At 64.2% G+C, this 13,649-nt stretch carries 14 protein-coding genes; 6 read left to right on the top strand and 8 right to left on the bottom strand.

From position 1 onward, the window contains the following. Positions 1-323: 323 nt before the first annotated feature. Complete coding sequence (locus ACZYYX_RS12175; protein WP_463814617.1) at positions 324-1,370, bottom strand: helix-turn-helix domain-containing protein; 1,047 nt, start codon at positions 1,368-1,370, stop codon at positions 324-326. Further along, positions 1,367-2,077 (bottom strand): hypothetical protein, encoded by a 711-nt coding sequence (locus ACZYYX_RS12170; RefSeq protein ID WP_463814616.1) that lies wholly within the window; start codon positions 2,075-2,077, stop codon positions 1,367-1,369. The genes ACZYYX_RS12175 and ACZYYX_RS12170 overlap by 4 nt, the downstream gene beginning before the upstream one ends. Positions 2,078-2,086: 9 nt before the next feature. Here ACZYYX_RS12170 and ACZYYX_RS12165 point away from each other — a divergent pair, with 9 nt between their 5' ends. Then, a complete protein-coding gene (locus tag ACZYYX_RS12165; RefSeq protein WP_463814615.1) occupies positions 2,087-2,254 on the top strand; it encodes a hypothetical protein in 168 nt (55 codons plus the stop codon). 45 nt (positions 2,255-2,299) lie between these two features. On the opposite strand, the gene ACZYYX_RS12160 is transcribed toward ACZYYX_RS12165, so the two are convergent. Continuing rightward, positions 2,300-2,863, bottom strand: coding sequence for a DUF1942 domain-containing protein (locus ACZYYX_RS12160; RefSeq protein WP_463814614.1), 564 nt, complete (start codon positions 2,861-2,863; stop codon positions 2,300-2,302). A 285-nt stretch (positions 2,864-3,148) separates the two neighbouring features. On the opposite strand from ACZYYX_RS12160, the gene ACZYYX_RS12155 reads away from it, so the two are divergent. Continuing rightward, entirely contained in the window at positions 3,149-4,042 is an 894-nt protein-coding gene (locus tag ACZYYX_RS12155) for a hypothetical protein (protein WP_463814613.1), read from the top strand. 127 nt (positions 4,043-4,169) lie between these two features. Here the strand turns inward: ACZYYX_RS12155 and ACZYYX_RS12150 are convergent, their stop codons facing one another. Then, the gene (locus ACZYYX_RS12150; RefSeq protein ID WP_463814612.1) at positions 4,170-4,379 is read right to left on the bottom strand and encodes a hypothetical protein; all 210 of its coding nucleotides are present in this window, start codon (positions 4,377-4,379) and stop codon (positions 4,170-4,172) included. Positions 4,380-4,959: 580 nt separating this feature from the next. Between ACZYYX_RS12150 and ACZYYX_RS12145 the strand changes: the two genes are divergently transcribed. The 4 genes from ACZYYX_RS12145 to ripB all read left to right on the top strand — a co-directional run bounded on the left by ACZYYX_RS12145 (position 4,960) and on the right by ripB (position 9,586). Continuing rightward, positions 4,960-5,730, top strand: a complete 771-nt coding sequence (locus tag ACZYYX_RS12145) for a helix-turn-helix domain-containing protein (protein ID WP_463814886.1) — start codon at positions 4,960-4,962, stop codon at positions 5,728-5,730. A 48-nt stretch (positions 5,731-5,778) separates the two neighbouring features. Beyond that, positions 5,779-6,750, top strand: coding sequence for a sterol desaturase family protein (locus tag ACZYYX_RS12140; RefSeq protein ID WP_463814611.1), 972 nt, complete (start codon positions 5,779-5,781; stop codon positions 6,748-6,750). Positions 6,751-7,080: 330 nt separating this feature from the next. Beyond that, positions 7,081-8,304, top strand: a complete 1,224-nt coding sequence (locus ACZYYX_RS12135) for a L,D-transpeptidase (RefSeq protein ID WP_463814610.1) — start codon at positions 7,081-7,083, stop codon at positions 8,302-8,304. Positions 8,305-8,815: 511 nt separating this feature from the next. Further along, complete coding sequence (gene ripB, locus ACZYYX_RS12130) at positions 8,816-9,586, top strand: NlpC/P60 family peptidoglycan endopeptidase RipB (protein WP_369322772.1); 771 nt, start codon at positions 8,816-8,818, stop codon at positions 9,584-9,586. Positions 9,587-9,649: 63 nt separating this feature from the next. Here the strand turns inward: ripB and ACZYYX_RS12125 are convergent, their stop codons facing one another. The 4 genes from ACZYYX_RS12125 to lpqS all read right to left on the bottom strand — a co-directional run bounded on the left by ACZYYX_RS12125 (position 9,650) and on the right by lpqS (position 13,386). Beyond that, positions 9,650-10,327 (bottom strand): winged helix-turn-helix transcriptional regulator, encoded by a 678-nt coding sequence (locus tag ACZYYX_RS12125; protein ID WP_369322773.1) that lies wholly within the window; start codon positions 10,325-10,327, stop codon positions 9,650-9,652. A gap of 167 nt (positions 10,328-10,494) precedes the next feature. Continuing rightward, a complete protein-coding gene (locus ACZYYX_RS12120; RefSeq protein WP_463814609.1) occupies positions 10,495-11,757 on the bottom strand; it encodes an MDR family MFS transporter in 1,263 nt (420 codons plus the stop codon). Further along, positions 11,754-12,869: a PLP-dependent cysteine synthase family protein gene (locus tag ACZYYX_RS12115; protein ID WP_463814608.1), complete on the bottom strand. Its 1,116-nt coding sequence runs from the start codon at positions 12,867-12,869 to the stop codon at positions 11,754-11,756. Before ACZYYX_RS12115 ends, ACZYYX_RS12120 begins: the two co-directional genes overlap by 4 nt. A 106-nt stretch (positions 12,870-12,975) precedes the next feature. Next, complete coding sequence (gene lpqS, locus ACZYYX_RS12110; protein ID WP_463814607.1) at positions 12,976-13,386, bottom strand: putative copper homeostasis (lipo)protein LpqS; 411 nt, start codon at positions 13,384-13,386, stop codon at positions 12,976-12,978. Between the last annotated feature and the right edge of the window lie 263 nt (positions 13,387-13,649).

The raw sequence follows: 13,649 nt of genomic DNA, 5'->3' as shown, positions 1-13,649 counted from the left end.
GTCGCCTCTGTTGCGCAGGGTTTCGTTCACAAATCCGTTCACATCGACGGCGCGTCAGCCCGCCTGCAACCCGCTTGACCCCAGGGAGGCAGGCGGCGTCAACGGGTGATGTCGGTGCTGCCGCACAACGAACGCTTTCTATGCCCACTCGCCCGGCGAGCGCCGTGGCCCGATGATCGTGGGCTCCGTGGCCACGCGAAACCTGGTTAAGGATCGCCTCGAATCCGGCTCTGACATTGTCGGCGATGCTTATCGTCGATATCTACACTCGCTGCGGTCGTGCCGGTGTGCAATGTGACGCACCCACTCAGGGTGGGTATTTGTCATAGCGCGCGGAGTCTTGTGTCGGGAGGCAGGAACACCGCCTCATTCTCGGCGCCGCGACGGCCGGTCAGCTTGGCTACCTCGTCTCGGCTCAGTCCGCCGCTGGTGATCAACGTCCCTCCGATGGTCTTCGCCAATTCAGGCACTTCGTCGACGAGCTCGTCGGACCCAGGTTCAACTCGGCGCCAGCCCCGCGAGTTGAGCATCCGGTAGAACTTGGCACGGTCGGCGGGCGTGGCTTTTCCGATGCGGTACGCATGGTCGAATATCGCGGCCATCGATACTCCCCAAACCCTCTTCAAAGCAATCAACCTCGCCGGCGCCAGATCACGGAGATCCGATTCAATGACGTGACGCGGCATCAGGAACTCAGCCGCGAATTCATTCGCTTGATCCTCGACGTCGGGATCGATGTAGTTCGAATGCAGCACCAGGTGTCCGAGCTCATGGGCAAGAGTCCAACGTTTCCGGTCGGTTGGCAGGTCAGCATTCAGCATCACGACCGGGTAGTCGCTGGCCCACTGGGAAAGCCCGTCGATGCGCCTCGTACCGAGGTGTTCCTCAATGACCACCACGCCCGCAGATTCGATCCACCGGGTGAGGTTTCGGACCGGCCCAATGGGCATCCGCCATTGGGCTCGGACCATCCGTGCCGCATCACTGGGGCTGGTGTCGTCTGGATCGAACGTGGGGATGTGGTTCGTCGGGTTCATGGGCACCCGGCGCAGTAGAAAAGCCGTCCGCATCCGGTACAGATTGAGTTTCGACTCGGCCGTTTTCCAATCGGTGACCTTCGTCGTCTTTTGTCGACGCATGTGTGCGTCGGCCGCGATGGCGCCGGTCAGTTGGAAAGGATGAGTGAGGAACTCCGGTGATACGTCGAGAATTTGGCTGAGCCGCTCCACGATCTCATCGTCGGGCTCCCGCAGGTCGTTCTCGTAACGGGACAGAGCGGCTTGGGTGATCCCAAGCCGCGCTGCGAGCTCTTCCTGCGTGAGTCCGGCGGCGCGTCGGGCGGTGAGAATGACGTCGCCGATTCTTGTCATGAGTCGTCCGTTGTACCTTCGTCGCCCTCTTCCTCAACGACATCGCTGAGGTCGAGCTGCGGCAGGTCCGGATCCATCGGCTCCCAGGTGATGCCGGTCGCCGCGTCACCATCGTCGTTGAGAGTCACCGACCAGATCGGATTGTCCTTGCCCTGACGGAACGACAGAATGGTGTCGCCGATCTCACCGAGCTCGGCGTCCCAGATGTAACCCAAGGCCAGCGAATACAACTCGAGGCCGGGAAGGGTGGCGTCATTCGTCCAGAACGCCGTGGCCCCGACGGTCGGAAAACTCTGAATCCTTAGTTTGCTGGAGTGCCGCTTGAACCGCAGCACGTAGTTGGCGCCGAAGTGAACCTGCCGAGTCGGCTCCTGATCGACGATGACCACCCCAGAATGGTCTGAGACCTGAGCCACCATGCTGGCCCACATGCGTTCGTGAATGAAGTTCGCGACGAATCGCTTGGAGAAATCGACGAACCACTGCGGCTTAAACTCCTGGAAATCGCCAAGATCGCCCCGAGCGGCACCGATCGCCTTGACGAAAGCCGACAGAAACTTGTCACCGAGGTCGTCGACGACCTGTTGCGGATCGAGGTATGGGGACATACCAGAAAATATACCGGCCCCCGCCGACATACGCGTCATTTTGCGCCCAACGGCGCGGGCCGTGTCCAACCCGAATGGCGGACGTTGCAGGCGGCGCATCGTTGCTGCATGGCCGGGGAGCAAGTCAACGTGGCACCGCCGTCGCAGGACACAGCGGTGGGCGTCGTCGGAATTCTCCTCCTGCAGGCAGGCCCTCCTGGTGGTCCCCCGATCGCGGTGTTCTCCGGTGACGCGTGGCTACTCTCGGCTGCGCCAACATCCCAGCTGAGCCCGTAGCTGAGTCCACCCGAGCCGCCCGCGTGCCAGTCAAGTCCTCACGGACTACATCCTGCCCGGACAGTGGGGGCAGGGGCGCTGCATGTCAGCGCACATCGGGCAGTTCTCCATCGGCATCATCATCATTGAGCCGTCGCAACACCAAATCAATTGCGTAGCAGTGCCATTGTCGTAAATCACAGCCATGGGCTCCAGGCCGACTGCATCGAAGTAGATCGCACCGCTGGAGGCTTGCCCCTGGCCGAGGGTGGCAGCCGGAAGTCCTTGCGGGCTAGCGATCTGCCACAACACGGGGTAACGCTGCCCATCTGCGGTGACCGCGTAAAGATTCGGAATTATCGGAGTCACTGCGCCGGTTACGGCTCTAACGGTGGCCGAAGCTTCCCACAGTTGCCCGGGAGCAGTAAATCCAGGCAGATCGGCCGAAGACTTCCGCAGATCCGAGATCACCCATTCTTGGATGACTGCGCCCCCCGCATCAGTGAGCTGTTGAGGCGAGCCGAACTGGTGTCCGCACGGCATCGCCGCTACAGCGAGCGGCGCGAAAGTAGGAGCGGCACCGAAAAGAATCACAGAGGCCAGTACCGCCATAACAACGCGAAGACGCATATCGAGTGTCCTTCCGTGCGACGTGAATGGATCGTCGCGAGCACGTGCGCAGCATAGCAACCATCTACGTAGCCAGACAGTAGATGAGTCCAGTGCACGGCGAATAACTACACGCGTAAGCGTCGTTCAAAAGGGGCTCCGAACAGGTGTCGAAACGCCTCCAGCAGGGCTCGACCGAGCGCGGAATAGGAGTGGTTGAGACTCAGCGGACTAAAGGGCGGCACCGACGTAATCTACGTAGGAAGACAGTAGTTGATGACAAATGAATCTCGGTCGGGTTGAGATGTGGCGTCATGCAACCGCTGTCGCGGATGGCGCTGTCATCCTGGTTGGGTGGCGCCGAGGACAGCGAAGAAAACCGACAGCCGGTTGGCGGCTCGGCTTGCCGCGCTCGCCTCGCTGGGCGCTGCGGTCATCCACTTCGCCGTCGTACCCACCCACTGGCAAGAGTGGATGCCCGCTGGCGTGTTCTTCGCATCGATCGCCCTCTTCCAACTGCTCTGGGCACGGCTAGTTCTCGCTCGATCCACGACTCCTGTGCTTGCTGCGGGCATCATGCTCAACCTTGGAGCCATTGCTCTGTGGGCCCTGTCCAGGACCGCGGGAGCCCCATTCGGCCCCCACGCGGGAGAAGCAGAATTGGTCCAAGCCGCGGACCTTTGCGCACTGCTGCTTCAAATCTACGTCGTGATGGGCGCCAGCTGGGTGTGGTACCGCGGCTTGCAAGGAGAGCCGGTACCGGTGTTCGGCAGCGCATTAGTGCTCATGGGCGCAGTCGGTGTCGTGGCGCTGGCGTCCACGGTGGGCGTTGCTTCAGGTCTGCAGCACGGCCATGCGCCAGCGAGCGCAGACGGCGGTCACCACGGGACGACCCCCGAGGATGGGCGTGGCGAGCACCATGGGACGACGCCCGAGGATGCGCAGAGCGATCACCACGGCGCTGGCACCGAGCCCGAGGAGGGCAATGACCATGGGACGACCGGCGAGCATGCCCACAGCCCTGAGAGCAACCACGAGCCGGCCGCCCCGCCGCCGGTGAACGAGCCTGCCGGCGAGTCAGCGGCACCGGCGCCAGCCGAAGTTCCGGCGACAGCCCAAGTTCCGGCGACAGCCGAAGTTCCGGCCCCACCCGCGGTGCTGCTGCATGACGACCACGGCGATCATGATCACGGCGAGTAAACAGCTGATCTCGCCGTTGGTGTGGGCTGCGTAACGCTCGTCAGCTGCCTGGTCGTTATCGCCGCTCAGCCGATGCTTGGAATTCCCCTACGCAATAGGACGCGCGCCGACACCGCCGCCGGGCGCCTCAGCGATCGAGGACTGCGCGCGTCCTCGCCGCGGCTTCGCGACAGTCGAGGAACTCCGGCGCATCGACACTCGGACCCTCATCATCGCCGGCGATGACCCACGTGACCCCACGCAACTCGCGCGCACCCTCGCCGACGTCCTTGCGCACGCAGTACTCGCCGAAGCCACAATGTCCGACCTGCTCGTCAACGCTGACGACCTGGCCCACGCCTTCGCCCCGGCAATCGAACAATTCCTCGCCACGTCGGACCGGGACTTTTAGGGTCATCAAGTAGTGGCGCAGCTCCTCAGGGACACCGGGTTGGCCCCGGTCCGCAGTCGTCAGCTGCAGCAGGATTTCCCCTTATCGGCCTGGATGGGGCGGCGCCCGCCGGTGATTTGGCTAAACGCGCACAGGGCGATGCACTTGGCGATCGACCGCGTGGTTGAACTCTCGATGACCCGCCGGAACTTCTCTTGTGCCGTCACCAGCGATAGGCCTTTCCAGTCGACGAGATATCCGCCGCGAATACAACCTTAAAGTACCCCTCAGGGGTATCCCGCACAATGTGCGCACTCTCAGATGTTGCTCGCCAACCTCTGTTATTCAGCGCCTAAGTACATCCGTAGCGCGAGCAGCGGGCCGAGTTCGGCGCAGAACAGCGGGACGGGGGCTGACATCAATCCATGACACGGACCCATCGCCGCCGCTAGCGGAACCATGCCTCGCCGGCGTCCGACTCATCGCCCAGTCATTGCTGGTGACGCGGCAATCCCTCATGGGAGATCGTTAGCATCGTTGTGTGGCGATGACTCGGGCCAGCGGTGATACCACCGGTGCACCGCGCTGGAGCGGGACCGCGCTGCTGCGCCCGGGGGTGTTGGCATTCACCGGATCGATCGGTACCACTGACGTACACGCCCACCACGCCGTCCAAATCATAACGGCCACTACATCGTTCACGGTGCGTGACGAGCACGGCAACGGGCATCGCGGCACGAAGGTGGTCGTGCCCGCCGATGCGCCACACCGAATCGAGGTCGGCGCGCAGGAGGGCACGGTGGTGTTCTTAGAACCGGAGTCCGTGCCGGGGCGGTCGGCACATCTGCGCGCGGTCCGTTCCGGGTGGATTGTTGCTCCGGTGTTGACGCCGACGCGTCGACGCGCGCTGGCCGCCGTGGTGGACGAGCTGGTCGAACATTTGGCGCCCGTCCTGACCGGAGACGAAGCGACGCCACGCCATCCCGCCGTTGATGCGGCGCTGCGCCTCCTGCCCTGCCTTGTGGCGGCAGGCCCCGTCAGCGGTACAGATCTCGCTGCCGAAGTAGGCCTGTCGGTGAGCAGGTTGACGCATCTATTCACCGATCAGGTCGGTATACCGCTACGCCGCTACGTGCTGTGGTCGCGGTTGCGGCTCGCGGTCATGCGGGTGCAGGCCGGTGACGATCTGACCGGCGCCGCGCACGGTGCGGGGTTCAGCGACAGTGCTCATCTGACCCGCACCACCCGGGAGATGTTCGGCCTGCCGCCCTCGGTGCTGAGCCGGCACGTGTCCTGGGACCTCGAAGCCGTCCTTTAGCCGGATCATTCAAGCGCCGCCGCATCGGTGACCGCGACGATTGCTGGCATGAGCACGCCTTCTCCGGCACCGACCTCGGCTACCGCAGCACAGGCGGTGGCCGGCTACGGCTATGTGCCGTTCATGCTGATCGGCCTCAACGGCGCCGGCACCGCCTTCAGCGCCGCGGGCGCCCCGAAGTACTGGCTGCTGGTCATCCTGGCGGTCGCGATCGCAATGACGTTCCTGGTGGAGCGGATCATTCCGTATGACGCCGCGTGGAACCGTGACCGGGCCGACAGCACGCGCGACCGCATCCACGTCGCGGTCAACGAAACTCTCATCCTGGCCAGCGTGGCCGCCATCCCGCTGCTGGCCGAGATGGTGCCCACACCCCAGCTGTGGCCACACAGCTGGCCATTCATCGCACAGGTCCTCGCCGCGATCCTGGTCGCGGACCTCGGCATCACCGTCGTACATCTGGCCAGCCACAAGATCGGCGTGTTATGGCGTTTTCACGCAGTGCACCACAGCATCACCCGGTTCTACGGGCTCAACGGCTTAATGAAACACCCCCTGCACCAAACCGTTGAGATGGCCGCCGGTGTCGCACCGCTGATCCTGATCGGACTGCCCGTCGACGTGGCCTCCGTACTGGCGCTGGCGGTGGCAATCCAGCTGCTGCTGCAGCACTCCAACGCCGACTACCGCATCGGCCCCGCCAAGTACGTCTTGGCCCTCAACGAAGGCCACCGCTTCCACCACCTCAAATGGGCCGGCATCGGCGACGTCAACTTCGGCCTGTTCACCCTGGTATGGGACCACCTGATGCGCACCTACAACTACGACTCCACCCGGCGGTTCGACTCCACCCAGCTCGGCATGGCCGCAAAACCCGACTACCCCACCAGCTATCTGCGGCAGATGATCTACCCGTTCACCCACGCCGGCGGCTGCAGCCTCAAACCCTTGACCACGGCCACGACGGCCGACGGCAACGCGCCGATACCGCCATCCGACCAAGTCTCAAACTGTCTGTAGCCGTCGGGCCCCACGCATTCAACGGTGCAGCGTCGCTCGACCTGGCGGCCGCCGTCCTCGCCGCGGTCCACCGCAACGACAGCCGGCCCCACCACTTCAGCTGGGACGCGCCCCCGAATCTCGCGGTTCCGCAAACCCTCGGAGCCAGCTCTTAGCGCCGCCTTTATCGAATCTTCATCGAAGGACTAACAAAGCCAAACGACTCATGACCACACTCGAAGGCATACCCGTGAACGGTGCGCCGTCGCCCGCGACCGGCCCTCGCGACGCACCAGGCGGTGCCCCGCCCCGTCAGCCGATGACGACAAACCGATACGGAGAGCCCCACTCATGCCGCAGACAGGCTGCCCCCCAGCGTTTCGAGCGACGACGCACTGGCTGCGCACGACCGTCCTCGCGGTGGCGGTGCTGCTGATCGCGACCGCCTGCACCTCGTCCCCGACAGCGGCGCCCACTCCCGACGTCATCACCGACAAGGGCACGCCCTACGCAGACTTGCTCGTACCGAAACTCGAAGCGTCCGTAACTGATGGTGCCATCGGCGTCGCCGTCGATGCCCCCGTGACGGTCACCGCCGGCGACGGTGTCCTCGGCCAAGTGGCGCTGACCAACGAGGCGGGCAAACTTGTCGACGGGCAACTGAGCCCCGACGGCGTTACCTGGTCATCGGCGGAACCGCTGGGCTACAACAAGCAGTACACCCTGCAGGCCCACGCACAAGGGCTTGGCGGAACGACAAGCACCAGCGCAACATTCGAAACCCATTCCCCCGAAAACCTGACGATGCCCTACGTCTTGCCCAATGACGGAGAAACGGTGGGCGTGGGTCAACCCATTGCGATTCGCTTTGACGAGAACATCACGAACCGGGCTGCGGCGCAGCAGGCGATCACCGTGACCACTAACCCCCCGGTTGAGGGCGCCTTCTTCTGGCTCAGCAACCGTGAAGTCCGCTGGCGCCCCGCCGAATACTGGGAGCCCGGCACCAGCGTGGAAGTTGCGGTCAAGGCTTACGGGGTCGACTTCGGCGACGGGCTCTTCGGCCAAGATGACGTCACCACGCGCTTCACCATCGGCGATCAAATCATCGCCACCGCCGACGACGCCACCAAGACGATGACCGTGCGGCGCAACGGCGACGTCGTCAAAACCATGCCCATCTCCATGGGCAAAGCCAAGACACCCACCGACAACGGCGCTTACATCATCGGCGACCGCTACTCATTCCTGGTGATGGATTCGTCCACCTACGGAGTCCCCGTCAACTCTCCCGACGGGTACCGCACCGAGGTCGAGTGGGCCACGCAAATGTCCTACAGCGGCATCTACGTGCACTCTGCCCCGTGGTCGGTGGGTAGCCAAGGCATCGCCAACGTCAGCCACGGATGCCTCAACGTCAATCCAGCCAATGCCCGCTGGTTCTACGACAACACCCGACGCGGCGACATCGTTGAAGTCATCAACACCACCGGCGCCACCCTGTCAGGAACCGACGGCCTCGGCGACTGGAACATCCCCTGGCGGCAATGGAAGGCCGGAAACGCCAACCTCTAAGCGGCACAAGTGCTCGACACCTGAGCCGACATGGCATCGGTGCCGGGCATCAGCGAAACCCTCTTCTCTGCAGCGCATTAGGCCAGTTGTCAGACGCCACTGCTGTACGGGCAGCGGGCGTCATCGCCGGAGCCCATAGACTCCCCGATGAACGCATCGCGGCGCTAAGCCGACGAGGCGTTATAGGACCACTCCTGGGCAGAATTGTTGCCCTCAACGACGGCCCATAGCGCTCTTTTCCGACATAGGCGCATGCGCACCAATCCGCGCACCATTCGCGCACGTATTCCAGGCCGCGGAACGGCTCCTGTCCAGCGTTTTTCGCGTTCAAGGTGAACGGCCGCAGCGAATTTCACCATTGTAATTATGTGGCTGCTGTTACTGGTGGGGCTTTTGTGAGTTAAGCTTTTCTACGTAGGAGCTACGTATTTTGGTGCTGCGCCGCACGTATGCGTTTCAGCCCCGCTATTGGTGCACGAAGTAAGACACCGCGGCGCACCGAGGAGAAGACATGACATCAGACGTCCGGAGCAGGAGCGCGGCAATTGCCGGCGCCGACCCGCCTGACCCGGCGATGCGCGTTGCGAGACGCGTGCGGCGGCTCCCCGGTGTCCTCAGCATCGTCGTGCTGCTCTTCGTCGCGTGTGCACCGGTCGCGTCGGCCCAACCTGCTGCCGGTCCGTGGGATCCACTGCTTCCTAAGGTGGCGAGCGCAGGCGCTCCCGGTGATCCGGTTGCCATCGCGAACGCCTCTCTTCAGGCCACGGCCATGGCGACGCAGACCGCCATGAGCATGGGTCGCAACTTTCTCAGCAGCCTGGGAATTGTCAGTCCCGCCGCGGATCCGTCGACGAGCGTGCGCGGAAACCGGGTCAATGGTGCGCAAGCGATCGAGTACGTAATCCGCAGGGCAGGAACGCAAATCGGCGTGCCCTACTCCTGGGGTGGGGGCAGCCTCACCGGTCCCAGCCGCGGCGTCGACCAGGGGGCCGGCACTGTGGGGTTTGACTGTTCAGGCCTGACACGGTTCGCGTTCGCCGGCGTCGGAGTGCTGCTCCCGCGATGGTCCGGTGATCAGTACGATGCCGGCCGCAAGGTGCCACCCTCCCAAGCGAAGCGGGGCGATCTCCTGTTCTGGGGCCCGGGCGGGAGCCAGCACGAAGCTATCTATCTCGGCGGCGGGCAGATGCTCGAGGCACAGCAGACCGGCGTGCCAATCAAGATCTCCCCAGTGCGCACGTCAGGGATGACGCCCTACGTCGTTCGCATCATCGAAAGCTAAGCCCTCACCGGAATCTGTCACCAGCTGCATCACTGCGGCGCACCAGGCACTCGCTGCCCCCACTTAGCCGGTGAGACAGTAACCGGTCCCGCGCACCGTACGCAGATACCGCGGTGAGTGTGGGTCCTCACCCAGCTTGCGCCGAAGATTGCCCACGTGCACCCCCAGCGTGGACCGGCCACCGTCGGAGGCATCCCCCCACAGGCTCAGCTGCAGTTGACGACACGTCACCGGTTCACCCGGACTCTCTGCCAGCGTGCACAAGATCTCGAACTCCGTGCGGGTAAGTGGCAGCGCCTCGCCGCGCAGAGACACCCGGCGTGCGACCACATCGATAAGGAGATCTCCGAATTCCCAGCGATGCATCACGTCGCCGTAGTCGCCGCCGACACCGCAGCGCCTCAGCGCCAGCCGAATTCGCACGTTCAGCGCCGCGATGTCGCCCACACAGACGCCCCCGGTACTCGCGAGCAGCGGCGCAATATCGCCGTCGCTGAGAGCGACCACGCCGACCTGCGTTTCCTGACGAATGCGGTCAAGCAGGGCAGTGCCTCGGCCCTGCGCGCCCACGCACACCACGACCACATCGGGATCACCCTCGTGCAGACCTATGCTCGCGGCACGCGGCGAGTAGGCCACCTCCACCGCGAAATCGTCGGCACGAAGGTGTCGCGCCACGGTGGCCGCATAGACGCGTCGCGGCTCAACGAGGAGCACACGGATGCGGCCGGCGGCCGCCACTGGCGGTACGGAACCAGCGACAACACGGTGCGACTCGATCGTCGTGGCATTCTCCTAGCCGTTCAAGAAAACAAACGTGCGCTCACGCATCCCTCACCGCGGCGCCCACCAGACAGCCTACCGCCATCTACGTAGTTACTACGTAGATGGCGCGCCGAGTAGTAAGTTCAGCGCCGGGTCGCGTCATCAACGGCCTTCGGCGTTGATCCCAGTCGTCCTCGCTGATCCAGGCGGTACAGCGCAGCCGCCGACAGCAATCCGATGACTGTCAACAACACCCACAGGAGTTCGGGCTGCCCAAGCTCTCTGGCGAGCTGCATCAACGACCCTGTTGCCAGGTTGCCGACCAGGATGCCGACGCCGACGATCGTGTTGTAAAAGCCGTAATGCGTTCCGACGAGCCGATTATCGGCCAGGGACACGACGGTATCCATTTCGAACGGGAACACCGCAGCCGAGCCGACCGCCAGCACGGCCGTCGCGATCAGCAGCGCCGTGGCCGCAGCGACACGGCCGGCTCGCTCGTCATCGGGCAACGCGATGAGCGGCAGGAACGACAACGCCAGGATCAGCATACCGATAGCCAGCGAGCGCCCCGAACCCCAACGCCGCCCGAACCAGCGTGTGATGCGCATCTGTCCAAGCACCGCCACCACTCCGGAGACCACGAAGATCATCGCTGTGACCACGGAGTCGTTCTGCGGAAACAGGTACCGCGCCTGCAGCGGCATCGCGAGGTATACCTGAAACGACAGCACATAGGACCCGATCATCGCCACGGCGAACAGCAGGAACGAACGATTGGCCGCAACCGCCCGCCAATCCTGCAGCACCGAAGTCTTTTCCGGTGTCGGCGCCACTGCGCGCTGCGGCAGTGCGAACAGCTGCGCCACCGTCAGCACCGCGAAGACCAGGGCCGCGGCAGCCGCAGTCATCTTGAAGTCGACAAACATCAACGCCAAGCCCACCAGCGGCCCGGCGAGGATGCCGGCCTGATAGAACACGTTGAACAGCGCGAACGCTTCCAGCCGTCGCGGGCCCGCGTCGGCGGCCAAGTACGCACGCACAGCAGGGTTGAAGAGGGCACCGGCGAAACCCGTTGCCGCCGAGGCGACCAACACCGCCGGTAGCGAGTCGGCGAACACCAGAAGCCCGAATCCTGCCGTGCGCAGCACGCATCCACTCACGATGAGGGGCTTGAAGCCCAGGCGATCGGCCAACGTGCCGCCAATGATGAACATGCCCTGCTGGGAGAAGTTGCGCACCCCGAGAACGAGCCCGATGGCCCATGCCGCCAAACCCAGGGGCCCGGCCAGGTAGCCGGCCAGATACGGCATGAGCATGTAGAACCCGAGGTTGATCCCAAACTGGTTGATCATCAGCATGCGGCTCGGCCAGCCGAAACTGCCGAACCCGGACAGCAGTGTCATCGTGGCACCACCTGCGTGGGGTCGACGACTACGGGGCACCGCGTCCAGGCCGTAACCGCGTGTCGCAGCGGGTGATCGATGGTGGCCGGTTCGTTCGGCGGCGCCTTATCCAAAAGACCGTGGGTGCGGCAGTAATCGTCGTTATAGATGGTGTCGAAATAGCGCTGTGGACCGTCGGGGAAGATCGCCGCGACCGTGGTGCCCGGGTCGCCGCAACGCGCAGCCCACCCCGCCACCACCGCGACCGCGCCGACGCTCCACCCTCCACTGGCATAGTGGGTGGCCGCCAAAGTTCGACAGGCCCATACCGCATCCGCTGGCGCGACCCAGTGCACCTCGTTGAAGGCCTCGTAGTCGACGTTGCCGGGGTAGATGCTTGAGCCGAGGCCGCGCATCAGCCGGGTCGTCGCGGGTTGCCCGAAGATGGTAGAGCCCACCGTGTCGACGCCGATCAACCGCAGGCCGGGATTATATTCCCGCAGGACCCGTGCCACCCCTGCCGAGTGTCCCCCGGTACCGACCGAACACACCAACACATCGACAGACCCGAGCTGCTCAATCAGTTCCATCGCCAGCCCGCGGTAGGCCTCCACATTGTCCGGATTGTTGTACTGGTCGGGATGCCACGCCTGCGGATCAGTGCACACAATCTCATGAACGCGTTCGGTACGGGCCTGTTGCCAGCCGCCGCGCGGGTGAGGCTCAGTGACCAATTCGATCTGCGCGCCGAACGCGGCGAGCATGTGCTGGATGATCGGCTCCATGCCGGGGTCGGTGACCAAGGTGACGGGGTGACCGTACACAGTTCCAGCGAGCGCAAGCCCCAATCCTAGAGTGCCGCTGGTCGACTCGACGATACGGGCGCCCGGCACGAGCTTCCCTCGAGAGCGTGCACGTTCGACCATATGCAGTGCGGGCCGGTCTTTCATGCCGCCAGGATTGAAGCCTTCGAGTTTGGCCCAGAAGCCGTGCTCTGCGGCGGTGAACGGCGCGCCGATCCTCAAGACGGGCGTCTGCCCGACCATCGTGGCCGGCCGCTCATAGCGGCCCAGCCGCAGTTGCTCGAATCGGTCTGTGTCCTGGGCATGGTGGATCGAAAGGGCGTAATTCATATCGTGGATGTCGCTTCTGTTTGACGGCGCGACTGGTCGCGCAGCTGCTAATCATGGGCAGCGGTCACCGGCCTCGGTTCACGACACGAGGCCTGACGCTGGCCAGTCAGCGACGCGCGATGCAGAGCCGGACGAGCACGTCTCGGCCGGTCTGTACGACGGGTGAGCGCGGAGGGCCGCGGATAGGTGTCAGCGGCGCGTAACGCCATAACGCCGGCAGCACAGCCAAGGCGCTGACTAAGGCCAAGGCGATCAGCGTGACCGTTCCTCGCGGCAGGACAGCCTCGGCGAAAGATTCCGGCGACGGCGCGATGCCACCCTGGGAGATGTGCGGATGATCAAGCTGGACGGCCACCGGCGCGCCCACCGCACTCGCAAGGGGGTGGGGTCCATGGGCCGGCGCAGCCTCGATTCCTGGCAGCGCCCATTCCGCAGCCACGACGACGATCCAGAACGCGAGCAATGCAGCGACGACTGCGCGTCGGCGCTGCGGGGAATTCGCGTCGATGTACCTCACGATGTTGCCGACTGTAGCAGCGGATTGCCGACCCTAGGGCCGTCGGTTGACTTGACGTCGTGTCGTGACCTGCCCGCGACCGCCATCTCCGGCGACCCGTGCGAAACGGCCAACGCACTCACCGCATTCGCCCGATAGCATTGCTGTACGGCTCATTTCGACGCCGTGCGTGCGATCAATCCATCTCGGCGAGCCATCTTTTGCACTGGTCATCTACGGTTTGACTCCGTAGATAACTTCCGCTCTGGACGTAGGCGCCAGGT

Source organism: Mycobacterium sp. IDUB_1, assembly GCF_055419625.1.
The sequence above is the reverse complement of the archived record's forward strand: the minus strand, read 5'-3'. Positions and strand labels throughout refer to the sequence as shown.